At 71.4% G+C, this 23,136-nt stretch carries 24 protein-coding genes; 22 read left to right on the plus strand and 2 right to left on the minus strand.

Features of this window, described 5'->3' with window-relative positions:
- Window positions 1–233: 233 nt before the first annotated feature.
- Window positions 234–1,691: an aminopeptidase P family protein gene (locus DI269_RS22920; RefSeq protein WP_112140272.1), complete on the minus strand. Its 1,458-nt coding sequence runs from the start codon at window positions 1,689–1,691 to the stop codon at window positions 234–236.
- A 147-nt stretch (window positions 1,692–1,838) separates the two neighbouring features.
- Here DI269_RS22920 and DI269_RS22925 point away from each other — a divergent pair, with 147 nt between their 5' ends.
- From DI269_RS22925 to DI269_RS22980, 12 genes are all read left to right on the plus strand, one after another.
- Window positions 1,839–2,150, plus strand: coding sequence for a ribbon-helix-helix domain-containing protein (locus DI269_RS22925; protein WP_112140274.1), 312 nt, complete (start codon window positions 1,839–1,841; stop codon window positions 2,148–2,150).
- Window positions 2,147–2,542, plus strand: coding sequence for a hypothetical protein (locus DI269_RS22930; RefSeq protein WP_112140276.1), 396 nt, complete (start codon window positions 2,147–2,149; stop codon window positions 2,540–2,542). Before DI269_RS22925 ends, DI269_RS22930 begins: the two co-directional genes overlap by 4 nt.
- Before the next feature lie 31 nt (window positions 2,543–2,573).
- Entirely contained in the window at window positions 2,574–3,041 is a 468-nt protein-coding gene (locus DI269_RS22935; RefSeq protein ID WP_157975170.1) for a PH domain-containing protein, read from the plus strand.
- Window positions 3,042–3,537: 496 nt separating this feature from the next.
- Window positions 3,538–4,209 carry a translation initiation factor IF-3 gene (infC, locus tag DI269_RS22940; protein ID WP_408612324.1) on the plus strand — a complete coding sequence of 224 codons (672 nt, stop codon included), beginning with the start codon at window positions 3,538–3,540 and terminating at the stop codon, window positions 4,207–4,209.
- A 73-nt stretch (window positions 4,210–4,282) separates the two neighbouring features.
- A complete protein-coding gene (gene rpmI, locus DI269_RS22945) occupies window positions 4,283–4,477 on the plus strand; it encodes a 50S ribosomal protein L35 (RefSeq protein ID WP_112140283.1) in 195 nt (64 codons plus the stop codon).
- 48 nt (window positions 4,478–4,525) lie between these two features.
- Window positions 4,526–4,909: a 50S ribosomal protein L20 gene (rplT, locus tag DI269_RS22950; protein ID WP_112140286.1), complete on the plus strand. Its 384-nt coding sequence runs from the start codon at window positions 4,526–4,528 to the stop codon at window positions 4,907–4,909.
- Entirely contained in the window at window positions 4,910–5,716 is an 807-nt protein-coding gene (locus tag DI269_RS22955; RefSeq protein WP_112140288.1) for a TrmH family RNA methyltransferase, read from the plus strand.
- A gap of 183 nt (window positions 5,717–5,899) precedes the next feature.
- Window positions 5,900–6,961, plus strand: coding sequence for a phenylalanine--tRNA ligase subunit alpha (gene pheS, locus DI269_RS22960; protein ID WP_112140290.1), 1,062 nt, complete (start codon window positions 5,900–5,902; stop codon window positions 6,959–6,961).
- A 3-nt stretch (window positions 6,962–6,964) separates the two neighbouring features.
- A complete protein-coding gene (gene pheT / locus DI269_RS22965) occupies window positions 6,965–9,430 on the plus strand; it encodes a phenylalanine--tRNA ligase subunit beta (RefSeq protein WP_112140293.1) in 2,466 nt (821 codons plus the stop codon).
- A gap of 209 nt (window positions 9,431–9,639) precedes the next feature.
- Window positions 9,640–11,106, plus strand: a complete 1,467-nt coding sequence (locus DI269_RS22970; RefSeq protein WP_112140295.1) for a serine hydrolase family protein — start codon at window positions 9,640–9,642, stop codon at window positions 11,104–11,106.
- Window positions 11,107–11,132: 26 nt separating this feature from the next.
- A complete protein-coding gene (locus tag DI269_RS22975; protein ID WP_157975171.1) occupies window positions 11,133–11,837 on the plus strand; it encodes a phosphatase PAP2 family protein in 705 nt (234 codons plus the stop codon).
- A 33-nt stretch (window positions 11,838–11,870) separates the two neighbouring features.
- Window positions 11,871–12,311, plus strand: a complete 441-nt coding sequence (locus DI269_RS22980) for a DUF4190 domain-containing protein (RefSeq protein WP_112140333.1) — start codon at window positions 11,871–11,873, stop codon at window positions 12,309–12,311.
- Here DI269_RS22980 and DI269_RS27310 read toward each other — a convergent pair.
- Complete coding sequence (locus tag DI269_RS27310) at window positions 12,289–12,696, minus strand: YrdB family protein (RefSeq protein WP_157975172.1); 408 nt, start codon at window positions 12,694–12,696, stop codon at window positions 12,289–12,291. The two genes, DI269_RS22980 and DI269_RS27310, sit on opposite strands and share 23 nt — an antisense overlap.
- A gap of 115 nt (window positions 12,697–12,811) precedes the next feature.
- On the opposite strand from DI269_RS27310, the gene DI269_RS22990 reads away from it, so the two are divergent.
- The 10 genes from DI269_RS22990 (at window position 12,812) to argH (ending at window position 23,099) form a co-directional block, all read left to right on the plus strand.
- A complete protein-coding gene (locus DI269_RS22990; protein ID WP_115509864.1) occupies window positions 12,812–13,975 on the plus strand; it encodes a sensor histidine kinase in 1,164 nt (387 codons plus the stop codon).
- Window positions 13,972–14,613: a response regulator gene (locus DI269_RS22995; RefSeq protein WP_112140305.1), complete on the plus strand. Its 642-nt coding sequence runs from the start codon at window positions 13,972–13,974 to the stop codon at window positions 14,611–14,613. Before DI269_RS22990 ends, DI269_RS22995 begins: the two co-directional genes overlap by 4 nt.
- A 147-nt stretch (window positions 14,614–14,760) precedes the next feature.
- Window positions 14,761–15,774 (plus strand): N-acetyl-gamma-glutamyl-phosphate reductase, encoded by a 1,014-nt coding sequence (gene argC, locus DI269_RS23000; protein ID WP_112140307.1) that lies wholly within the window; start codon window positions 14,761–14,763, stop codon window positions 15,772–15,774.
- Entirely contained in the window at window positions 15,771–16,925 is a 1,155-nt protein-coding gene (argJ, locus tag DI269_RS23005) for a bifunctional glutamate N-acetyltransferase/amino-acid acetyltransferase ArgJ (protein ID WP_112140309.1), read from the plus strand. Before argC ends, argJ begins: the two co-directional genes overlap by 4 nt.
- Entirely contained in the window at window positions 16,922–17,824 is a 903-nt protein-coding gene (gene argB, locus DI269_RS23010; RefSeq protein ID WP_112140311.1) for an acetylglutamate kinase, read from the plus strand. The genes argJ and argB overlap by 4 nt, the downstream gene beginning before the upstream one ends.
- Window positions 17,821–19,023, plus strand: coding sequence for an acetylornithine transaminase (locus tag DI269_RS23015; protein WP_112140313.1), 1,203 nt, complete (start codon window positions 17,821–17,823; stop codon window positions 19,021–19,023). Before argB ends, DI269_RS23015 begins: the two co-directional genes overlap by 4 nt.
- Complete coding sequence (gene argF, locus DI269_RS23020) at window positions 19,020–19,943, plus strand: ornithine carbamoyltransferase (RefSeq protein WP_112140315.1); 924 nt, start codon at window positions 19,020–19,022, stop codon at window positions 19,941–19,943. Before DI269_RS23015 ends, argF begins: the two co-directional genes overlap by 4 nt.
- Window positions 19,940–20,497 carry an arginine repressor gene (locus tag DI269_RS23025; protein ID WP_112140317.1) on the plus strand — a complete coding sequence of 186 codons (558 nt, stop codon included), beginning with the start codon at window positions 19,940–19,942 and terminating at the stop codon, window positions 20,495–20,497. Before argF ends, DI269_RS23025 begins: the two co-directional genes overlap by 4 nt.
- Complete coding sequence (locus DI269_RS23030; protein WP_112140319.1) at window positions 20,494–21,705, plus strand: argininosuccinate synthase; 1,212 nt, start codon at window positions 20,494–20,496, stop codon at window positions 21,703–21,705. Before DI269_RS23025 ends, DI269_RS23030 begins: the two co-directional genes overlap by 4 nt.
- Window positions 21,705–23,099 (plus strand): argininosuccinate lyase, encoded by a 1,395-nt coding sequence (argH, locus tag DI269_RS23035; protein WP_112140321.1) that lies wholly within the window; start codon window positions 21,705–21,707, stop codon window positions 23,097–23,099. The genes DI269_RS23030 and argH overlap by 1 nt, the downstream gene beginning before the upstream one ends.
- Window positions 23,100–23,136: the final 37 nt, after the last annotated feature.

Raw genomic sequence — 23,136 nt, forward strand, 5'->3', positions numbered from 1 at the left:
TATTTCCGGAGGGTTTCTTAGCCGAGCCTAAGCCGCAGCGTGTGGCGTGGATCGCCATGGGGGAGACCGCAACGGAGAGGTTAAAGGCCGGCGGCGGCTGGCGGTCGTGTGCGGTGATGCCTGCCGCCACCGGCCCGGTGCGGTGGATTTAAGTCTCAAATCGGACTATACGCGTCGGGCATTCAGGACCGTCACCGGCCTCTGGCCGCCCGATGCGACCTGCGGAAACGTCGCTATTCGCCCGCCAAGCGCGGTCCGGTCTCGCGCTGCTCGGCGAGCCACGTCTCGACCTCGTCGGAGGTCCGCGGGAGCCCCGCCGAGAGGTTCTCGCAGCCGTCGGCGGTGACCCGCACGTCGTCCTCGATGCGGATGCCGACGCCGCGCAGCTCCGCGGGCACCAGCTCGTCGTTGGCCTGGAAGTACAGCCCCGGCTCGACGGTGAGGACGAAGTCCTCCTGCACCGCGCCCTTGTAGTAGTGCTCGGGCCGCGAGGCCGCGCAGTCGTGCACGTCGAGGCCGAGCATGTGCCCGAAGCCGTGCAGCGTCCAGCGCCGGTAGATCAGGGAGTCCTTGTCGAGGGCCTCCTCCACCGTCCCGGGCAGGATGCCCAGGTCGCTCAGGCCCTCGGCGAGGACCCGCATGCAGGTCTGGTGGATCTCCTGGAACTCGGTGCCGGGCTTGATGACGTCCATGCCGGCCTGCTGCGAGGCGTGCACGACGTCGTAGACCTGCTTCTGGAGCGGCGTGAACCGCCCGTCCACGGGGATCGTGCGGGTGACGTCGGCGGTGTAGAGGTGGTGGTTCTCCACGCCCATGTCCATGAGCAGCAGCTCGCCGGTCTTGGTCGCGCCGTCGTTGGTGATCCAGTGGAGCGTGGTCGCGTGCGAGCCGGCGCCGACGATCGAGTCGTAGCCCAGGCCGTTGCCCTCCAGGCGCGCCCGCGAGCGGAACACGCCCTCGATGAGCCGCTCGGACACCGAGCCGGTGGCCGGGATGATCCGGGCGACGTCCTCGAAGCCGCGCACGGTGATGTCCACGGCGTCCTGGAGCTGCTCGATCTCCCAGGAGTCCTTGCGCAGCCGCAGCTCCGAGAGCACGGCCGCGAGCTCGCCGTCGCGGGTCAGGCCCTCGGCCTCCTCCTTCGCGAAGCGCGCGTCCAGCCTCGCGTCGAAGCCGCGCAGGATGCGGGTCCGGGACCGCTCGGCGCCCTTGAGCGCCTCGTCGAGGCCCTCGACGTCCTTGCACGGCAGGCCGAGGCGCACCTCGGCCTCCTCCAGGGAGTGCTTGCGGCCGATCCACAGCTCGCCGTACTTGGCCGAGCGGAAGAACTCGTCAGAGTCGGTGCCCTTGCGGGGCCGGCGGTACAGGACCGCCTCGTGGCCGCCGCCGGTCGGGTGCAGCACCAGCACGCCCTCGGGGTCCTGGTCGCCGGTGAGCCACACGAAGTCCGAACCCGCGCGGAACGGGTAGAACGTGTCGTTCGAGCGCCGCTGCTCCTCGCCCGTGGGGACGATCAGCAGCTCGCCGGGGAAGGCCGCCGAGAGCGCCTCGCGCCGGCGCGCGGTGTACGCCGCCTGCGGCAGCGGGGCCGCGTCCAGGTCCAAAGGCCCCCAACCGGTGCGCATGAACTCCAGGAACTTCTCGGGGAACTTCGGGTCGTGGGGTCGCTCCCCGGGCTTCGTCTCGGCCATCGCCGTTCCTTTCCTCAGTGCCTTGTGGCGCGAGTGCCTGCCGCGCGGCTAGGGGCGCTCGCACACTGACGGTACCGCGTTCGTGAAGACCCCATGTGAGTCCCGGCCGGTCGCCCGATCCGCGACGGCACCGCTACCCTGAGAATCGTGACCGATCGCGCCAATTCGTCGCTCAACCCACCCCCGCACCAGGGGGCGGCCCCCTCGCGTTCGAGCGTCACCCTCACCGAAGTCCAGCTGGAGCAGATCCGCCGCCTCGTCGCGGTCGGCCGCGCCGAGTCCGTCGACGAGTACGTCGGCGCTGCCGTCGCCGAGCGCCTCGAACGCGACCGCTCCCTCACCGAACTCCAGGACCTCTTCGAGCGCAAGGGCCAAGGGCCCAGCGCCGAGCACCTCGCCTGGGCCCGCGAGGTCCTCGGCGTCGAGGAGAAGGACCGGGACCCGGAGGCGCGTACATGATCGGTGGCCGCATCCTGGACGTGTCGGCCATCGTCGGATTCGCCACCTCCATGCCCTACCCCCAGGCCGTGGTCTTCACCGCGCTGGAGCAGAACGTCGTCCTCGCCATCCCCTCCGGCGCCCTCGCCGAGGCCTGGTCCCAGGCCCGCCGCCGCGACAGGGACGCCCTCCTGGTCCTGCTCGGCCTGCCGGTCACCGTGGTCATGGACCTCGACCAGAAGTCCGCCCGCGACGTCGGGCTCATGCTCTCGCGCTCGCGCCAGCACGGGAACATCGCCGCCGGGCACGTCGCCTGGTGTGGCCTGAACCGCCCCGGCTGGCCCATCGTCACGGGCGAGCCCAAGACCTTGCTTGCATTCGATTCCAGCCTGGAGATCGACCAGCTGCCGTGAGCGGCCGGTCGAGGGACAATAGAGGAGCAGCGTGACCGCCGTACAGGAGCAGTCCATGACCACCACCGGCCCCCTCGAATACCAGCCGCGCAAGTCCCGCATCGGGGCGTGGATCGGCGCGGCCGTCGCCTTCGTCGGGTTCACCGCGCTGTCCTTCACCCTCGGCAGCACCACCGTCGAGGGCGGCGCCGTCACCATCGCCGACCAGGCCGCGATGATCGGCCTCGGCGTCGTCGGCGCCGGCATCGCCCTCAGCTTCCTGCGCCTGCGCGTGCGCGCCGACGACAAGGGCATCGAGGTCACCAACGTCACCTCCAAGCGCTACTTCCCCTGGCAGGTCGTCACCGCGATCAACTTCACCGACAAGATGACGTGGGCGACCGTCGAACTCGCCGACGACGACGAGATGTCGATCATGGCGATCCAGGTCAGCGACAAGGAGCGCGCTGTGGCGGCGATCAAACACCTGCGAGCGCTCTTGGAGCAGTCCCGCAGCTAGGTGCTAAACTCGCTGAGTCGCCGCAGGGTATGTGGAGACAAAAAACGCCTGTGGAGGGCGAGTAAGACCAGGCTTACCTGGCATCACCCGAAAATCCGCCTGGAAGGAAGCAGGAACCCGCCCGTAGCGTCGGCGCCTAGCGCCGTCCAAGCCGGAAGTCTCCTCCATAGGAGGGGTGGATGCCAAGATGGCTTGTCGATCGCATTGACAAGCACACTGCACAAGCGGAGTCCAGCTCCCACCCGCAGCCGGGCGGCCTTACGGCCCCTGACGGGCGAACGGGTCAAGCAAGGCAGTTAGCCCTGCCTTGCAAAGGATTGGGCCCTGGCTTTCAGCCGGGGTCTTTCCTTTTGGGGACCTCTATCCTGAGGCCAGCTGGGTCACGCTTGCGCGACGAGCCGCCGATGCACCCGCACCGGCGACGACCCGAAAGCCACAGGGGCGCCGGTGCGACCGCACCGGCGAGCATGCCAACCAAGGAGGCCCCATCAGCGATTTGCGCGTGAACGACCAGATCCGGACCAAGGAAGTGCGTCTGGTCGGCCCGCAGGGTGAGCAGGTCGGCATCGTGTCGATCGACAAGGCCCTGCAACTGGCCGCGGACGTCGACCTGGACCTGGTCGAAGTCGCACCCACCGCCCGTCCGCCGGTCTGCAAGCTCATGGACTACGGCAAGTACAAGTACGAGTCCGCTCAGAAGGCCCGTGCCTCGCGCCGCAACCAGCAGCAGACCGTCATCAAAGAGATGAAGCTCCGGCCGAAGATCGACAAGCACGACTACGAGACCAAAAAGGGTCACATCGTGCGGTTCCTCACGGCCGGCGACAAGGTCAAGATCACCATCATGTTCCGCGGGCGCGAGCAGTCGCGACCCGAGCTCGGACGACGCCTGCTGGACAAGCTGGCGGAGGAGATCTCCGACCTCGCGGTCATCGAGTCCGCCGCGAAGCAGGACGGCCGCAACATGATCATGGTCGTCGCCCCGATCCGCCCCAAGGGCGAGATCAAGAGCGGCGGACGCAAGGGCCGCGACCGCGACGAGGCGGGCGAGTCCGCCGAGACCGCCGAGACCGCCGAAGCCGCCCCGGTCGAGCAGGCCGAGCCGGCGCAGGCCGACGCTCCGGCCGAAGCCCCTGCCGAGAAGCCCGACGAGACGCCCGAGTCCTAGACCACGGCGTACGGACGAGCGCCGGGCGCGGAAACGCGCCCGCACTCGTCCGGATGAACTAAGGAGAAGCACGATGCCGAAGATGAAGTCCCACAGCGGTGCCAAGAAGCGGTTCAAGGTGACCGGGTCGGGCAAGCTGATGCGCCGCGGCGCCGGCAAGAACCACCTGATGCTGGCCAAGGGCGGCCGTTTCAAGCGCAAGCAGTCGGGCGACCTGCAGGTCTCCCCGGCCGACACCAAGCAGGTCAAGAAGCTGCTGGGCCTGTAGCCCGACCCGATTGACTTCCAACCGCTTTTAACCGCAAGGAGACCAACTGTGGCACGCGTCAAGCGTTCGATGAACGCCAAGAAGAAGCGCCGCGTCGTACTCGAAGAGGCCAAGGGCTACCGCGGGCAGCGCTCGCGCCTGTACCGCAAGGCCAAGGAGCAGCTGCTCCACTCGTACACCTACTCGTACCGCGACCGCAAGGCCCGCAAGCGCGAGTTCCGCAAGCTGTGGATCACCCGCATCAACGCCGCCGCCCGCGCGAACGGCCTCACCTACAACCGCTTCATCCAGGGCCTCGCCCTGGCCGAGGTCGAGGTGGACCGCAAGATCCTCGCCGAGCTGGCCGTCTCCGACCCGGCGGCGTTCACCGCCCTGGTCGAGGTCGCCAAGGCCGCCCTCCCCGAGGACGTCAACGCCCCGGTCGAAGCGTAAATGCCGCTTGATGACCCCGGGACGGACGCGCTCACGGCGCGGTCGTCCCGGGTCGTCGCCGCCCGCAAGCTCCAGCGCCGGCGCGGCCGCGACAAGGCCGAGCGCTTCCTCGCCGAAGGCCCCCAGGCCGTCCGCGAGGCGATCGCCGCGGGCGTCGTCGAGGACCTGTTCTACGACCTCGACGCCGACACGCGCCACTCGGACCTGATCGACACCGCCGTAGCCGCGGGCGCCCACGTGCACCCCTGCACGGACGACGCGCTCGCCGCGCTCGCCGAGACCGTGACCCCGCAGGGGCTCGTCGCGGTCTGCCGGTTCCTCGACCAGAGCCTTCCCGAGGACCCCAGGCTCATCGCGGTCCTCCACGGCATCACCGACCCCGGGAACGCCGGGACCGTGCTCCGCGCGGCCGACGCCGCCGGAGCCGACTGCGTGGTCTTCGGCACCGACTCGGTCGACCCGTACAACGGCAAGTGCGTGCGCTCCTCCGCCGGGAGCCTGTTCCACCTGCCCGTCATCCGCGCCGCCGACACCGAGGACCTCCTCGACGTGTTCGTGCACGCCCAGATCCTCGCGGCCGCCGCCGGAGGCGAGGACCTGTACGCCCTCGACGCCGCCGGCGAGCTCGACGCGCCCACCGTGTGGCTGTTCGGCTCCGAGGCCCACGGCCTCGACGAGGCGACCGCCGCGCTGGCCCACCGCAAGGTCGGCGTCCCCATCTGGGGAAAGGCCGAGAGCCTGAACCTCGCCGTCGCCGCCGGCGTCTGCATGTACGCGAGTGCCGCCGCGCAGCGGCGCGCGTCATGAGCACGGTCGCGAGTGCCGCCGCCCAGCGCAGGAAGTTAGAATGGGCTCATGTCTTACGGCCGCGAATTTATCCAGCCCGCCGGGTGCGGGCCGGACGCCTAGCCGTCTGCGTCTCCCCAGCGGGCTGCGGCCCCGCCGCGCGTCTTTTCTAGACTTCTTGTGGTCCCGCCAGGAGAGAGACGAATGAGCACTGAGAACGAGGCTGGCCTGCTCCAGCCCGAGGCCCTTGCGAGGGCCGTGAAAGACGCCGCCGCCGCCATCGAGTCGGCCGCGAACCTCGACGAACTGTCCGCCGCGAAGTCCGCGACGCTCGGCGACAAGTCGCCGGTGTCCTTGGCCCGCAGGGCGATCGGTTCGATCCCAGGCCCCGAGCGCGGAGAGGCCGGCCGCAACGTCAACGCCGCCCGCTCCGAGATCACGGCCGTCTACGAGGCCCGCGAGGAGATCCTCAAGGCCGCCGAGGCGGCCCGCATCCTCCGCGAGGAGACCGTCGACGTCACCGCCCGCACGCCCCGGCGCCGCGAGGGCGCCCGGCACCCGATCAACGTGCAGATGGACCGCATCGCGGACCTGTTCGTCGCCATGGGCTACCAGATCGGCGAGGGCCCCGAGGTCGAGCTGGAGTGGTTCAACTTCGACGCCCTGAACATCCACCCCGACCACCCGGCCAGGACCATGATGGACACGTTCCACATCGCCGACGGCAAGGGCGGGTACGGGTCGAACATGGTGCTGCGCACCCACACCTCCACGGTGCAGATCCACACCATGCTCACGCAGGAGCCGCCGATCTACGCGGTCTCGCCGGGCCGCGTGTACCGCACCGACGAGGTCGACGCGACGCACTCGCCGGTGTTCCACCAGACCGAGGGCCTCGTGGTCGACGAGGGCATCACCATGGCCGACCTCAAGGGCACCCTCGACCACTTCGCGAAGTCCGTGTTCGGCGAGGACGCGATCACGCGCCTGCGGCCCTCGTACTTCCCGTTCACCGAGCCCAGCGCCGAGATCGACGTCTGGTTCACCGCCCACAAGGACGGCGCCCGCTGGATCGAGTGGGGCGGCTGCGGCATGGTCAACCCGCGCGTGCTGCGCGCCTGCGGCATCGACCCCGACGTGTACTCGGGCTTCGCGTTCGGCGTGGGCGTCGAACGCGCGCTCATGCTGCGCCACGGCATCACCGACCTGCGCGACATCATTGACGGCGACGTCCGGTTCCCCGCCGGCCTGCGAGTGGAGGAGTAGACGATGAGGATTCCCGTTTCCTGGCTCGCCGAGTACGCCGCCCTGCCCGCCGACCTGTCCACCGAGGCGCTCGACGCCGCGCTGGTCGAGTCGGGCCTCGAAGTCGAGGAGGTCGACGACCTGCGCGGTCGCGTCACCGGCCCGCTCGTGGTCGGCCGGGTCGCCTCGATCGAGGAGCTCACCGAGTTCAAGAAGCCGATCCGCCACTGCCAGGTGGAGGTCGGCGAGGCCGAGCCGCGCTCGATCATCTGCGGCGCACGGAACTTCAACGAGGGCGACCTCGTCGTGGTCGCGCTGCCGGGCGCGGAGCTGCCCGGCGGCTTCAAGATCGGCTCGCGCAAGACCTACGGGCGCCTGTCCGACGGCATGATCTGCTCGGCCCGCGAGCTGGGCGTCTCCGACGACCACGAGGGCATCATCGTCCTCGACGAAGGGATCGTGGGAGAGGACGCGCGCGCGATCGTCGGCCTCGACGACGTCGTGTTCGAACTCGCGATCACCCCGGACATGGGCTACTGCTTCTCCGTGCGCGGCATCGCCCGCGAGGTCGCGCACCGCCTCGGCGTCGCCTTCACCGACCCGGCGGCGAAGGCCGCCGAGCCGAAGGCCACCGAGCACCCGCCGTACCCCGTCCGCGTGGAGACCGACGGCTGCACGCGCTTCACGCTGCGCGAGGTGCGCGACGTGGACGCGAACGCCGAGGCTCCCGAGTGGATGGCGAAGCGCCTGGTGCAGGCCGGGATGCGCCCGCTGGGCCTCGCGGTCGACGTCACGAACTACCTGATGCTCGAACTGGGCCACCCGCTGCACGCCTTCGACCGGGACGCCCTCGAAGACGTCCTGGTGGTGCGCCGCGCGAACCCGGGCGAGACGCTGAAGACCCTCGACGACGTGGAGCGGAAGCTCGACCCCGAGGACATGGTCATCTGCGACGCGACCGGCCCGCTCTCGCTGGCCGGGGTCATGGGCGGCCTCACCTCCGAGGTCGTGCCCGGCACGCGGAACGTGCTCATCGAAGCGGCCCACTGGGACCCGACCTCGATCGCCCGCACCTCGCGCCGCCACAGGCTCACCTCGGAGGCGTCCAAGCGCTACGAGCGCGGCGCGGACGCGGCGATCTCGCTGCTCGCCGCCCAGCGCGCGGCCGACCTCCTGGTCGAGTACGGCGGCGGCACGCTCGTCGAAGAGGTCGTCGACCTCGACCGCCGCGCCCCGATCGCGCCGATCGAGCTGCCGGTCGACCTGCCCTCGCGGCTCGTCGGCGTCGACTACGACCGCGCCACGGTCGTGTCCATGCTCGAAGCCTCCGGGTGCACTGTGGAGGGCGGCGACGTCCTGACCGTGACGCCCGCGTCCTGGCGCCCCGACATCACCGACCCGGCCGACCTGGTCGAGGAGGTCGTGCGGCTGCACGGCTACGCGCACGTCCCCTCGGCGACGCCGCGCGCGATCGCCGGGACCGGGCTGACCTCCGCGCAGCGGCGCCGCCGCCGCGTGGCGCAGGCCTTGGCGGACAACGGGTTCACCGAGACGTACACGTTCCCGTTCGTCTCGCGCGAGCGCGCCGACGAGCTGGGACTGGACGAGAAGGACCCGCAGCGCGAGGCCGTCGCGGTGCTCAACCCGCTCGACGACGCCGCGCCGCTGCTGCGGGCCACCGTGCTCGCGAGCCTGGTGAACGCCGTGCGCATCAACCTCGCGCGCGGCGCGAAGGATCTCGCGGTCTTCGAGGAGGGCCTGGTCTTCCAGCCCGCTGAAGGCTGGACCGACCTCGAAGTCGTGCACCTCCCGGTGTCCAAGCGACCCGAGGACGAGTCCATCGCGGCCGCGATCCGGCGGCTGCCGGTGCAGCCGCGGCACGTCGCCGCGGTCCTGTGCGGCCAGGCCGTCCCCGCCGGGGTCGACTCGCCCGGTCGCGCCGTCGACTGGGCCGACGCGGTCGAGGCCGCCGAGGTCGTGGCCGAGGCCGCGGGCGTGGAACTCCAAGTCGCCCAAGGGGAGGCCGCGCCGTGGCACCCGGGCCGCTGCGCCGAGCTGCGTGTGGACGGCGCCGTCGTCGGCCACGCCGGAGAGCTGCACCCGGAGGTGTGCGACCGCCTCGGGCTGCCGCGCCGCACCGCCGCGATGGAGCTCGACCTGACCGCGCTGCCGCTGCCCGACCTGGCGCCCGCGCCGGTGATCTCGCACTTCCCGGCGACGCTCATCGACGTCGCCGTGGTCGTGGCCGAGGCCGTCCCGGCCGGGCAGGTCGAAGCGGCCCTGCGCGAAGGCGCCGGGGAGCTGCTCGACTCGGTGCGCCTGTTCGACGTCTACCGGGACGCGAAGCTCGGCGAGGGCCGCAAGTCCCTGGCGTTCAAGCTGGAGCTGCGCGCGGCCGACCGGACCCTGACCAACGAGGAGGGCGTCGCCGTGCGCGACGCCGCCGTCGCGGTCGCCGCCGAGCGGTTCGGAGCGGGACTGCGCGAATAGCGGTAACACGCTGATTCGGGGCGCGGTGTCACCACGGTGGCACCGCGCCCTTACTGCGTGTTCGAAACGCCGGTGATTTCGTCATAAAGCCGGAGCCGCGGCATGTCGCATGGTCCGCGCCTTTTAAGGTACGTGGTGTGAATAACGGGAACCCCTCTCGCATTGGCAGGCGGCTGAGGCGGACCGGCTCGGAGGGCGGACCGCCGGGGTTGCACCGGGCCGGACTCGCGTACCTCGGCGCCCGCCGCGCCGCGACCTCGCTCCCGGAGCGGCTGCGCGACATGCGATTCACCAAGATGCACCTCGTCGTCGGCGGCGCGGCCGCACTCGTGGTCGCCATCGGCGTGTCCATCGTCCTCGGCAACCTCCCCGGCGGCGGTGCCGGCGACGACGCCGAGAACGCCGCGCTCCTCTACAACGACGGCCGCGCCCTCCCCGCCGACTTCCCCGGCACCCACACCGCCCTCGCGGACCTGATCTACGCCGAGCTGGAGACCCGCTACGGCATCACCGCCGACCAGCTCTACGACGAGGCCGCCCGCCCCGACGGCTACCGCGTCGTCCTCACCCTCGACAAGGCCCTCCAGGACGCCGCCGAGGACGCCTCCGGCCAGACCGGCGTCGCCGCGATCGAACCCGGCACCGGCGCGGTCCTGTGCTACGCCGGGACCGACCCCGAGACCGGCGCCGACCTCGTCGGCGCCGCCTCCCCGCACCCGCCCGCCGCCGTGTTCGACATGATCACCGCCGCCACCGCCCTCGAAGCGGGCGCGTCCATCGAGTCCTGGTGGGCCGACGACGACGTCGACGTCACCCTCGCGCAGGCCGTCAGCGACGGCCACGACGGGGCCATGGACACCGTCGCCGGCGAGTACGGCGTCGAGACCGTCCTCGACCTCGCGAACGGCATGGGCCTCACCGCGATCGCCGACGCCGAAGGCACCGTCCGCGACCTCGGCTCCGGCGACTACGCGGGCCTCACCGCCTCCGACCTCGGCACGTACCCCGTCCCGGTGGTCGACATGGCCAGCGTCTACGCGACCATCGCCGCGGGCGGGAAGTACGCCGAGACGCACTTCGTCGGCGCCGTCCTCGACTCCTCGGACCGCGAGATCGAGCCCGCGCAGGACGTGCGCACGAACCAGGCCCTCGCCGACACCACCGCGCAGGACCTCCAGTACATCGGCCTCGGCGAGAGCGAGGCCATCGAGGACCGCGACTTCTTCGGCGTCGCCGCCGACTTCCACGGCCAGACCACCGAGTCCTGGTTCGTCGGCGCCATCCCGCAGCTCAGCGTCGCCGCCTGGGCCAACGGCGCCGCCGCCGACGCCGGCGGCGTCTCCTTGTGGCGCAACGTCATCGACACCGCCATCGAGGCCAACGGCTACGAGGCCGAGGACCTCCCCGGCGCCTCCGGGGCCGGCGAGGACCTCACCGCCGGGCTCGGCGACGACGGCTCGGTCGACCCCTCCGGCGAGTACTGCCAGGCCAACCCCGACGACGCCGCGTGCACCGGCTCGTCCTCCCCGAGCGAGTCCGAGTCCTCCAGCTCGGCCGAGGAGACCACCGAGGAGCCCGAACCCGACCCGACCACCTCCGAACCCGAGGAGCCGGACCCGACCACCTCGGAGCCGGAGGAGACCACCAGCGAATGCACGTCCTGGCCGTTCTGCTGAAGGCTCTCCCGGATACCATGCCGCCCATGACTCCCAACGGCTTCCCGAAGTCCCGCTTGGCACTCGTACTGGCGGTCCTGGTCCCGCTGGGGGTCCTCGGCGACGCGCTGTGGGTCCGCCTCGCCGCCCCCGGGACCCCGCCCTGGCAGGGCCTGGACGAGTCCTGGAACGACCTGGTCGGCGGGCCCGCCGACGGCCTGCGCTGGCAGCTCGCCCAGCTCCTCAACCGCCTCGGCGGCGAACCGGGCCTCGCGCTCCTGGCGATCGCCGTGGTCGCGCTGCTCATCGCCCGGCGCTGGCGCTCGGCGGTGTTCGCGTGCGCGGCCGTGGCCGCGACCTCGCTCGTGGTCGAGCTGATCAAGCTGGTCGGCGAGCGCCCGCGGCCCCTGGACGTCATGGTGGACACCGGTTCCTGGGCGTTCCCGTCCGGGCACTCGGCCCGCATGGCCGCGTTCGTGGTGATCGTCGCGGTCGTGTGGATCCCGGCGCGGCACCTGCGGGCCTGGTGGCCGGTCGCGGTGTTCCTGACCGTGCTCATGATGGGCGCGCGCACCTGGCAGCACGCGCACTGGCTCACCGACACGATCGGCGGCGCCGCGACCGGCTGGGCCGTGGCCGCGCTCGTGTGGCGGGTCTGCACGCCGCTGCTCGACCGGGAGCGGGCCGAGCGCGAGGCCGTCGACGCCCCGGCCGTCGTGGAACCCGCGGCGGGCGAGGAGCACTTAAGCTGAGGGCGTGCCAGGAACGACCGAGAGGTGCCCGTGATGTCCACACCCGACCCGCTCAACCCCGAGCAGCAGCCGCACCAGCCGCCCCCGCAGCCGCCCGCCCCGCCGTACGCGCCCTACGGGGCCTATCCGCCGCCGCCGTACGGCTACCCGTACGTCCCGCCGCCGCCGATCAACGGGATGTCGATCGCCGCGCTCGTCCTCGGCATCGTCGGGGCGTGCAACCCCATCGGCGTCCTCGGCCTCATCTTCGGCATGATCGCCAAGCGCCAGATCGCCGAGACCGGCGAAGGCGGCTCGGGCTTCGCGACCGCCGGGGTCGTCCTCGGCTGGATCGGCGTCGCCTCGATCGTGTTCTGGATCCTCTACTTCGTGTTCTGGGTGAGCATGTTCGGCGCCATGGTGAACGAGCTCGACGACCTGCCCACCGACGACTCGACCTGGGACTACGCGATCACGCTGCTCGGTCTCTTCTGACGTAGGTCGTCACCGCGGTGTTCGCCGCCGCGAGCACCGCGAACGCGATCGCCGCGGCCGGCAGGCCCAGTCCCCACAGCGCGGCCGCGCCCGACCCGAACGCGACCGCCTTGACCGCGACCGTGCCGGCCGTCGGCAGCGGCACGCGGGCCTTCGGCGACGCGAACGCGCCCCACAGGACGATCAGCCCGCCCACGGCGGCGACGGCGATCAGCAGCCGCGTCCACAGCGCGTCGTCGAGGGCGAGGGCCCACCAGGCGACGAACACGAGCATGGCCATTTCGAGCGCGAACGCGAGGAACGCGTTGCCCATCACGAGGTTGCGCAGCACCCCGCTGTACCGTTCCCATTCGGGACGGAACTGGGGAGGATTCGGTTGGGTCACCCGAACATGATGGACCTTCCTGGTCCGGTGGGGCGCGCTGGGTGCGACCAAAGTCGGAGGCCGGTTCCCCTCCTGGACTGAGGCCGCGGGCGCCCGCACGTGATGGGATGGGGGCATGACCAGTCCGCCCGGCCTCCTCAGACGCGTCCGCAGAGGCGACCTCGTCGCCGCCGTGCTCCTGTTCGCGATCGGCGCGGTCCTGATCGGACTCGGCAGCTTCGAGCGGTACCTGGAGGGCGTCCCGGTCCTGGTGCGCCTGATCCCGCTGGCGCTGACCTGCATCGGCGTGGTGATCCGGCGGGCCGCGCCGGGCTGGTGCCTCGCGCTCGGCGCGGCCGGCATCGGCATCGAGATCGGCATCGGGCTCACCTTCGCCACGGTCTGCGTCTTCACCGACAACCTCTACGCGTTCGCGCGCTACGGGCCCCGCCGCGGGGTGCGCGTGCTCATCCCGGCCGTGACCGTGGGCGTGGTCCTCCTCGGCGGGCTCACCTACCTCGACGGCGCCGAGGCGGTCGGGGTGCTCACCACGATCGCGGTCGGCGCGGTGGTCCTGCTGTCGCCGGTCGCGACCGGCGTGATCGTGCGCCAGGCCCACGACCGGGCCGAGCTGGAGCGCGAGCGCGCCGAGCAGGCGGTGCGCCTGGCCGACGTGCGCCGCCGTGAGGCCGTCCTGCGCGAGCGCACCGTCATGGCCCGCGAGCTGCACGACACGGTCGCGAACTACCTCTCGGCGATCGCGCTCCAGTCCACGGCCCTCCAGTCCCGCAAGGACCTCGACTCCGAGAAGGTGCGCGCCTCGATCGACGCGATCCGCACCTCCAGCGTCGACGGCCTCGCCGAGCTGCGCCGCATCATCGGGATCCTGCGGGCCGGGGACGAGGGGGAGGAGCTGGCGTCGTTCCGGATCGACCAGATCCCCGAGCTGGCCGAGCGGATGCGCGCGGTCGGCCTCAAGGTCGACTTCCACGTCGAGGGCGAGGCGCGCGACCTGCCCGGCGAGGTCGAGCTGACCGCGTACCGGGTCGTCCAGGAGGCGCTCACGAACGCCCTCAAGCACGGCTGCGACGCCGAGACGACCGTGGCGTTCGCGCCGGGGACGCTCGTCGTCACGATCGTGAACGCCTTGGGGGACAAGGGGGAAGCCGTCCCCGGCGCCGGGTCGGGTCTGATCGGGATGACCGAGCGGGTCCGCATACTGGGCGGTAAGGTGCACGCCGGGCCGGACGGCGGGAAATGGACGGTCCGAGCCGAGATCCCGACAGGAGTAACTGAATGACTAGAGTTCTGCTGGCCGACGACCATGCGGCCGTGCGCGCCGGGCTGCGGATGCTCCTCGACAGCGCCGACGACATCGAGGTGGTCGGCGAGGCCGCCGACGGCGTCGAGGCGGTCGCGCTCGCGAGGGAACTCCACCCCGATGTGGTCGTCATGGACGTGCGGATGCCCCGCAAGGACGGCATCGCCGCGGCCGCCGAGCTGCGCGGCACCGCCGACGTCCTCGTCCTCACCTCATACGGCGACGACGCGAACGTCTTCGACGCGCTCCGCGCCGGCGCGAGCGGGTTCCTGCTCAAGGACGCCGACGCCGAGACCCTCGTGGAGGCTGTCCGCACCATCGCGCGCGGGGACGGCCTCATCTCGCCCGCGGTCACCCGCGGCCTCATCGCCGAGTTCGCGCGCTCGCGCCCGGCCTATGCTCCGATCGAGGTCGACGGCGCGGGCGTGGCGAGCCTGACCCCGCGCGAGACCGAGGTGCTGGCCCTCATCGGCGAGGGCATGTCGAACGCCGAGATCGCCGCCGAGCTCGGCATGGCCGAAGCCACGGTGAAATCCCACGTCACGCGCGTCCTCGCGAAACTCGGCCTCACGAGCCGCGTCCAAGCCGCAATCTTTGCGCGCGAGCAGGCACGCTGAGAGCAGGGCGGGGCCTTGGCGGCCAGCGGCCATCTACGCCCGCGAACAGGGGCGATAGTCACATCCCACGACGCGGAATACCGCTTTCCACCTCCGTCTGAATGCTGATACAGTTCTCTGCATAGTCATTCAAGACGGAGGTTTCCAGTGACGTTCAAGGTCGCCGTGGCGGGTGCCAGCGGCTACGCGGGAGGCGAGGTGCTGCGGCTGCTGGCCGACCACCCGCAGCTCGACGTCGTCGCCGCGGGCGCGCACAGCAACGCCGGTGAGTACATCACCGCAGTCCACCCCCACCTCTCCGCGTACGGCGACCGACGTTTCACCCCGACCTCCCCGGAGGCCTTCGCCGAGGCCGACCTGGTGATCATGACCCTCCCGCACGGCCAGTCCGCCGCGCTCGCCGCCCAGCTGCCCGCCGGGCAGAAGGTCGTCGACCTCGGCGCCGACCACCGGCTCGAAGACGCCGCCGCCTGGGAGTCCTACTACTCCGGCCCCCACGCCGGCGCCTGGACCTACGGCCTCCCCGAGCTCCCCGGCCAGCGCGAGAAGATCGCCGCGGCCGACCGGGTCGCCGCGACCGGCTGCTACGCCGTCGCGACCATCCTCGCGCTGCGGCCGCTCCTGGACGCCGGGATCGCCTCGCCCGAGGACGTCGTCGTCATCGCCGCCTCCGGCACCTCCGGGGCCGGGAACGCCCCCAAGAAGAACCTCCTCGCCTCCGAGGTCACCGGTTCGATCAGCGCCTACAAGGTCGGCGCCCACCAGCACGTCCCCGAGATCAAGCAGGCCAGCGGCGCCGCGTCGGTCTCGATGACCCCGCTGCTCGCGCCGATGTCGCGCGGCATCCTCTCCACGGTGACCGCCAAGGCGACCGCCGAGGTCACCGCCGCCGATGTGCGTGCGGCCCTTGCGAAGGCCTACGACGGCGAGCACTTCGTGCACGTCCTGCGCGAGGGCCAGTGGCCCGCGACCGCCTCGGTCTACGGCACCAACGCCGTCCAGCTCCAGGGCACCGTCGACAAGGACTCCGGCCGGATCGTCGTCACCTCGGCCATCGACAACCTCGGCAAGGGCGCGGCCGCGCAGGTCGTGCAGTGCGCGAACCTCATGCTCGGCCTCCCCGAGGCCGCCGGACTCACCGTGAACGGGGTAGCGCCGTGACCGTCACCACCGCGAAGGGCTTCAAGGCCTCCGGCGTCACCGCGGGCCTCAAGGCCTCCGGAAAGCCCGACATGGCCCTGGTCGTCAACGACGGCCCGCTCCAGGTCGCCGCGGGCCGCTTCACCGGCAACCGCGTCAAGGCCGCCCCGGTCAAGTGGTCCCAGCAGGTCCTCACCACCGGCGCGCTCAAGGCCGTGGTCCTCAACTCCGGCGGCGCGAACGCCTGCACCGGGCCCGAGGGCTTCCAGGACACGCACGCCACCGCAGAGAAGACCGCCGCGGCCCTCGGCTGCGGCGCAATCGAAGTCGCGGTCTGCTCGACCGGGCTCATCGGCGAGCGGCTCCCCATGGGCAAGCTCCTGCCGGGCGTCGACGCGGCCGCCGCCGCGCTCGCCCCGGACGGCGGCGTCCAGGCCTCCTACGCGATCATGACCACCGACACCTTGCCGAAGAACGCCGCGATCACCACCGCCGCGGGCTGGACCGTCGGCGGCATCGCCAAGGGCGCGGGCATGCTCGCCCCCGGCCTGGCGACGATGCTCGTCGTCCTCACCACCGACGCGGTCGTCGACGCCCCGCTGGCCGACACCGCGCTCGGCACCGCCTGCCGGTACTCGTTCGACCGGCTCGACTCGGACGGCTCGATGTCGACCAACGACACCGTGCTCCTGCTCGCCTCGGGCGCCTCCGGCGTCGAGGCCGAGGCCGACGAGTTCATCTCCGCGCTCACCGACCTTTGCCGGGACCTCGCGCACCAGCTCCTGTCGGACGCCGAGGGCTCCACGAAGGACGTCGCGATCACCGTCTCGGGCGCCGCGACCGAGGACGACGCCGTCGAGGTCGCCCGGATCGTCGCCCGCGACAGCCTCGTCAAGACCGCCCTGTTCGGCTCCGACCCGAACTGGGGCCGCATCCTCGCCGCCGTCGGCACCTCCAAGGCGCCCTTCGACGCCGACGCGGTCGACGTCGCCGTCAACGGCGTGTGGATCTGCAAGGCCGGCGCCGCGGGCGAGCCGCGCGACCTGGTCGACCTCAAGGGCCGCGACGTGAAGATCGACATCGAGCTCCACCACGGCGCCGCGTCGGCCACGATCTGGACCAACGACCTGTCCCACGACTACGTTCACGAGAACTCGGCGTACAGCACATGAGCAGTATCGAAGACCTCGCCCCGCACCTCCAAGCGGCCCTCGGCAAAGCCGAGACGCTCATCGAGGCCCTGCCGTGGCTCCAGCGCTTCACCGGCTCGATCGTGGTCGTCAAGTACGGCGGCAACGCCATGATCAACCCCGAGCTCCAGGCCGCGTTCGCCGCGGACATGGTGTTCCTGCACTACGTCGGCATCAAGCCGGTCGTCGTGCACGGCGGCGGCCCCCAGATCTCCGCGATGCTCAAGAAGCTCGACATCGCCTCCGAGTTCAAGGGCGGCCTGCGCGTCACCACCCCCGAGGCCGCCGACGTGGTCCGGATGGTCCTGGTCGGCCAGGTCGGCCGGGAACTGGTGGGGCTCATCAACAACCACGGCCCGTTCGCGGTCGGCATGTCCGGCGAGGACGCGCAGCTGTTCACCGCCAAGCGCCGCTGGGCCGACGTCGACGGCGAGCAGGTCGACGTGGGCCGGGTCGGCGACGTCGCCTCGGTCAACACCGCCGCGGTCGACGACCTCATCGACGCCGGGCGCATCCCCGTGGTCTCCACTGTGGCGCTCGACCACGACGGGGTCCTCTACAACCTCAACGCAGACACCGCCGCGGCCGCGCTGGCCGAGGCGCTCGGCGCGCAGAAGCTCATCGTCCTCACCGACGTCGAAGGCCTGTACGAGAACTGGCCGGACAAGGGCTCGCTGCTGCGGCAGATCACCACCGACCACCTCGCGGACATCCTCCCGTCCCTTCAGGCGGGCATGGTCCCGAAGATGGAGGCGTGCCTGCGCGCGGTCAAGGGCGGCGTCCCCCAGGCGCACGTGATCGACGGCCGGGTCCCGCACTCGACCCTGCTGGAGATCTTCACGACCGACGGCGTCGGCACCATGGTCGAGGAGAAGGCATGACCTATTCGGAGCAGATCAAGGCCCGGTACTCCAAGGCGCTCATGGGCAACTACGGGCTCCCGCCCGTCGCCCTCCGCGAGGGCGACGGCACCACCGTGACCGATGTGGACGGCAACGCCTACCTCGACATGATCGGCGGCATCGCCGTCTCCAGCCTGGGCCACAACCACCCCGCGCTGGTCGAGGCCGTCGGCGGCCAGGCCGCGCGGCTCGCGCACACCTCGAACCTCTTCCTGCACGAGAAGGAGGTCGAGCTCGCCGAGAAGCTCCTCGAACTGTGGGGCAACCCCGGCCGGGTCTTCCTGTGCAACTCCGGGACCGAGGCCAACGAGGCCGCGCTCAAGCTCGCGATCCTCCACGGCACCGCCACCGGCAAGTCGAAGATCGTCGCCACCGAGCACGGCTTCCACGGCCGGTCCCTCGGGGCCCTGTCGATCACCGGGAAGGCCGCGATCCGCGAGCCGTTCGCGCCCTTCGGCCGCGACGTCGTGTTCGTGCCCTACGGCGACATCGACGCCCTCAAGGCCGCCGTCGACGACACCGTCGCCGCCGTGTTCTTCGAGCCCACCCAGGGCGAGACCGGCGTCGTCCCCGCCCCGGCCGGATACCTCAAGGCCGCAAGGGAACTCACCGCCGACGCGGGCGCGCTGCTGATCCTCGACGAGATCCAGTCCGGGTTCGGGCGCACCGGCGCCTGGTTCGCCCACCACGCCGAAGGCATCGTGCCCGACGCCGTGACCCTCGCGAAGGGCCTCGGCGGCGGCGTCCCCATCGGCGCGGTCCTCGCCACCGAGGCGACCGCGGCCCTGTTCGCCCCCGGCGTCCACGGCTCCACCTTCGGCGGCAACCCGATCGCGTGCGCGGCCTCCCTCGCCGTGATCGACACGATCGAGCGCGAGCACCTGTTCGACAACGTCCTCGCCCTCGGCGCGCACCTCGAAACCCGGCTCCTCGCCGACCCCCGCGTCACCGAGGTCCGCGGCCAGGCCCTGTGGCGGGGCATCGCCCTCACCGAGCCCGTCGCCGCCGACATCGTCGCGCACCTCATCGGCCTCGGCGTCCTCGCCAACGCGCCCCGGCCCGACACGATCCGCATCGCGCCCCCGCTCACCGTCTCGCAGGCCGAGCTCGACACCTTCTGCGACAAGCTCGTCCAGGCCCTCGACGCCGTCCTTCCCGCACCCGGAGGTCGACCGTGACCGTTCAGCACTTCCTCAAAGACGACGACCTGACCCCCGCCCAGCAGGCCGAGGTCCTCGACCTCGGCGCCAAGCTCAAGGGCGACCGCTACGGGCACCCCGCGCTCGCGGGCCCCAAGTCCGTCGCGGTGATCTTCGAGAAGCCCTCCACCCGGACCCGGCTGTCCTTCGACATCGGCATCGCCGAGCTCGGCGGCCACTCGGTCGTCATCGACGCCCAGGCCACCCAGCTCGGCCGCGGCGAGACCGTCGCCGACACCGCCCGGGTCCTCTCCCGGTACGTCAGCGCGATCGTGATCCGCACCTTCGGCGACGACCGGATCGCCGAGCTGGCCGAGCACGCCACCGTCCCGGTCGTCAACGCGCTCACCGACGGCTGGCACCCCTGCCAGCTCCTGGCCGACCTCCAGACCATCGCCGAGCACAAGCCGCTCAAGGGAACCAGCATCGCCTACGTCGGCGACGCCGCGTTCAACATGGGCAACTCCACGGTCATCGCCTCCTCCCTCGCCGGCATGCACGTCCGCATCGGCGCCCCCGCGGGCTACCAGCCCGCCGACGAGGTCCTGGAGCGCGCCGCCCAGATCAACGCCGCCACCGGCGGGTCCGTCACCGTGACCGCCGACCCGGTCGAAGCGGTCGCCGGCGCCGACGTCGTCTCCACCGACGCATGGGTCTCGATGGGCATGGCCGACAGCGCGAAGCGCTTCGGCGACCTTCACCCGTACCAGCTCAACGCCGACCTCCTCGCGCACGCCGCCGACGACGCGATCGTCCTCCACTGCCTCCCCGCCCACCGCGGCGAGGAGATCACCGACGACGTGATCGACGGCCCGCACTCGCGCGTCTTCGACCAGGCCGAGAACCGCCTCCACGCCCAGAAGGCCCTCCTCGCCTGGCTCCTGCGGGAGTCGCAGTGAACCAGCCGACCACCAAAGCCGCGCGGCAGGCGCGCATCGTCGAGCTGATCTCGACCCGCGCCATCCGCTCCCAGACCGAGCTCGCCGCGCTCCTGGCCGCCGACGGGATCGAGGCCACGCAGGCCACGCTCTCGCGCGACCTCGAAGAGCTCGGCGCCGTCAAGGTCCGCGGCACCGACGGCGGCTCCGCGGTCTACTCGATCTTCGCGGAAGGCGAACGGCCCCTTCGCGACGCCGAGGCCGCCCCCGACCGCCTCCAGCGGCTCCTGCGCGAACTGCTCGTCGGCGCCGACCACTCGGCGAACATGGCCGTCCTGCGCGTCCCGCCCGGCGCGGCCCAGTACCTCGCCAGTGCGATCGACCGCTCCGGCCTCGCCGACGTCATCGGCACCATCGCCGGGGACGACACGATCGCCGTCATCGCCCGCGACGGGGTCCTCGGGACCCAGATCGCGGACCAATTTCTTACCTGGGCCGGCAAAGCGCCAGACCCCTACCACGCCACCACTATTGAGGCCATGCCTTTTAAAGGAAACAAGGAGAAACTGAAATGACCGAGAAGGTAGTGCTCGCCTACTCCGGCGGCCTCGACACGTCCGTCGCGATCCCGTACCTGGCCGAGCAGCTCGACGCCGAAGTGATCGCCGTGGCCATCGACGTCGGCCAGAACGGCGAGGACATGGAGGTCATCAAGCAGCGGGCCCTCGGCTGCGGCGCCGTCGCCGCCGAGATCATCGACGCGCGCGAGGAGTTCGCCGCCGACTACTGCTTCCCGGCCGTGGCCGCGAACGCCCTCTACATGGACCGCTACCCGCTCGTCTCCGCCCTGTCGCGGCCGCTCATCGTGAAGCACCTCGTGGCCGCCGCAGAGAAGCACGGCGCCACGATCGTCTCCCACGGCTGCACCGGCAAGGGCAACGACCAGGTCCGGTTCGAGGCCGGCCTCGCCGCCCTCGCCCCGCACCTCAAGGTGGTGGCCCCGGCCCGCGACTTCGCCTGGACCCGCGACAAGGCCATCGCGTTCGCCGAGGAGAAGAACCTCCCCATCGACGTGACCAAGAAGTCCCCGTACTCGATCGACCAGAACCTGTGGGGCCGCGCCGTCGAGACCGGCTTCCTTGAGGACATCTGGAACGGCCCCATCGAGGACATCTACGACTACACGAAGAACCCGGCCGAGGAGCGCGAGCCCGACGAGGTCGTCATCACCTTCGTGTCCGGCAAGCCCGTCGCGCTCGACGGCGTCAAGAAGTCCGCGTTCGAGCTCATCAAGGAGCTCAACGACCGGGCCGGCGCCCAGGGCATCGGCCGGATCGACATGGTCGAGGACCGGCTCGTCGGCATCAAGTCCCGCGAGGTCTACGAGTCCCCGGCCGGCATCACCCTGATCGCCGCGCACATGGAGCTGGAGAACGTCACCATCGAGCGCGAGCAGGCCCGGTTCAAGCGGACCGTGGACCAGCGCTGGGGCGAGCTCGTGTACGACGGGCTCTGGTTCTCGCCGCTGAAGAACAGCCTGGAGGCGTTCGTGAACGACGTCCAGACCCACGTCACCGGCGAGGTCCGGCTGACCCTCCACGCGGGCAAGGCCACCGTCACCGGCCGGCGCTCCGAGGCCAGCCTCTACGACTTCGACCTGGCCACCTACGACGAGGGCGACGCGTTCGACCAGTCCAACGCGCGCGGCTTCGTCGAGCTGTGGAGCCTCCCGGCCAAGCTCGCCGCCGCCCGGAACGAGCGGATCAAGGCCGAGGCCGAGTAATGGCGAAACTGTGGGGAGGCCGCTTCACCGGCGGCCCCGCCGCGGCCCTCGAAGCGCTCAACGCCTCGATCGGCTTCGACTGGCGGCTCGCCCCGTACGACCTCAAAGCCTCCAAAGCCCATGCGCGCGTGTTGAACCGCGCCGGGCTGCTGACCGATGACGAGCTCGCGCAGATGCTGTCCGCCCTGGACGGCCTCGGCGAGGACGTCGCGAACGGGACCTTCACCGGGACCATCGCCGACGAGGACGTCCACACCGCGCTCGAACGCGGCCTCGTGGAGCGCCTCGGCGACCTCGGCGGCAAGCTCCGCGCCGGCCGCAGCCGCAACGACCAGATCGCCACCGACCTGCGCCTGTACTGCCGCGACCACGCCCGCGGCCTCGCCGCCGACGTGACCGCGCTCGTGGACGCGCTGGCCGTGCAGGCCGAGGGGCTCGTGGACGCTCCGGCGCCGGGCATGACGCACCTCCAGCACGCGCAGCCGGTCACCTTGGGGCACCAGCTCCTCGCGCACGCCCAGGGCCTCCTGCGGGACCTGGACCGGTTGCGGGACTGGGACAAGCGGGCCGCGGTGTCGCCGCTGGGCTCGGGGGCGCTCTCGGGCTCCTCGCTGCCGCTCGACCCGGTCGCCGTCGCCGAGGAGCTCGGCTTCGACGCGCCGGCGGCGAACTCGATGGACGGCGTCTCCGACCGCGACTTCGCGGCCGAGCTGCTGTTCGTGTGCTCGATGATCGGCATCCACCTCTCCCGCCTGGGGGAGGAGGTCATCCTGTGGTCGAGCCAGGAGTTCGGCTGGGTCACGTTGGACGACGCGTTCTCGACCGGCTCGTCGATCATGCCGCAGAAGAAGAACCCGGACGTGGCCGAGCTGGCCCGCGGCAAGTCGGGGCGCCTGGTCGGCAACCTGACCGCGCTCCTGGTGACGCTCAAGGGCCTGCCGTTCACGTACAACAAGGACCTCCAGGAGGACAAGGAGCCGGTCTTCGACTCCCTGGACAACCTGGCGCTGCTGCTGCCGGCCGTGACCGGCATGGTCGCGACCATGCGGTTCAACACCGAGGTCCCGCGCGAGTCGGCCCCCAAGGGCTTCAGCCTCGCCACGGAGATCGCGGACTGGCTGGTGCGCAAGGGGATCCCGTTCCGCTCGGCCCACGAGATCGCGGGCGCCTGCGTGGCCCACTGCGAGTCCCGCGGCATCGAGCTGCACGAGATCGCCGACGCCGACTTCGCGTCGATCTCCCCGCACCTCGACCCGTCGGTCAAGGCCGTGCTCGACGTGGACGGCGCCCTCGCGGGCCGCACCACCCCGGGCTCGACCGGCCCGAAGGCCGTGGCCGACCAGCTGGCCCAGGTCCGCGACCAGATCGCGACCTGGAACGCCTGGTCCGAATAGGACGAACATGGAGAGCGGCCCGCGCGATGCGCGGGCC

The sequence above is a fragment of the Glycomyces dulcitolivorans genome (genome assembly GCF_003265355.1).
GTDB classification, from domain to species: domain Bacteria; phylum Actinomycetota; class Actinomycetes; order Mycobacteriales; family Micromonosporaceae; genus Glycomyces; species Glycomyces dulcitolivorans.

Excerpts from the sequence above, each read along its gene's own strand:
- DI269_RS22920 (WP_112140272.1), bottom strand. The coding sequence starts at position 1,691 with ATGGCCGAGACGAAGCCCGGGGAGCGACCCCACGACCCGAAGTTCCCC.
- DI269_RS22930 (WP_112140276.1), top strand. The coding sequence starts at position 2,147 with ATGATCGGTGGCCGCATCCTGGACGTGTCGGCCATCGTCGGATTCGCC.
- rpmI (WP_112140283.1), top strand. The coding sequence starts at position 4,283 with ATGCCGAAGATGAAGTCCCACAGCGGTGCCAAGAAGCGGTTCAAGGTG.
- DI269_RS22955 (WP_112140288.1), top strand. The coding sequence starts at position 4,910 with ATGCCGCTTGATGACCCCGGGACGGACGCGCTCACGGCGCGGTCGTCC.
- pheS (WP_112140290.1), top strand. The coding sequence starts at position 5,900 with ATGAGCACTGAGAACGAGGCTGGCCTGCTCCAGCCCGAGGCCCTTGCG.
- pheT (WP_112140293.1), top strand. The coding sequence starts at position 6,965 with ATGAGGATTCCCGTTTCCTGGCTCGCCGAGTACGCCGCCCTGCCCGCC.
- DI269_RS22975 (WP_157975171.1), top strand. The coding sequence starts at position 11,133 with ATGACTCCCAACGGCTTCCCGAAGTCCCGCTTGGCACTCGTACTGGCG.
- DI269_RS22980 (WP_112140333.1), top strand. The coding sequence starts at position 11,871 with ATGTCCACACCCGACCCGCTCAACCCCGAGCAGCAGCCGCACCAGCCG.
- DI269_RS22990 (WP_115509864.1), top strand. The coding sequence starts at position 12,812 with ATGACCAGTCCGCCCGGCCTCCTCAGACGCGTCCGCAGAGGCGACCTC.
- DI269_RS22995 (WP_112140305.1), top strand. The coding sequence starts at position 13,972 with ATGACTAGAGTTCTGCTGGCCGACGACCATGCGGCCGTGCGCGCCGGG.
- argB (WP_112140311.1), top strand. The coding sequence starts at position 16,922 with ATGAGCAGTATCGAAGACCTCGCCCCGCACCTCCAAGCGGCCCTCGGC.
- DI269_RS23015 (WP_112140313.1), top strand. The coding sequence starts at position 17,821 with ATGACCTATTCGGAGCAGATCAAGGCCCGGTACTCCAAGGCGCTCATG.
- DI269_RS23030 (WP_112140319.1), top strand. The coding sequence starts at position 20,494 with ATGACCGAGAAGGTAGTGCTCGCCTACTCCGGCGGCCTCGACACGTCC.
- argH (WP_112140321.1), top strand. The coding sequence starts at position 21,705 with ATGGCGAAACTGTGGGGAGGCCGCTTCACCGGCGGCCCCGCCGCGGCC.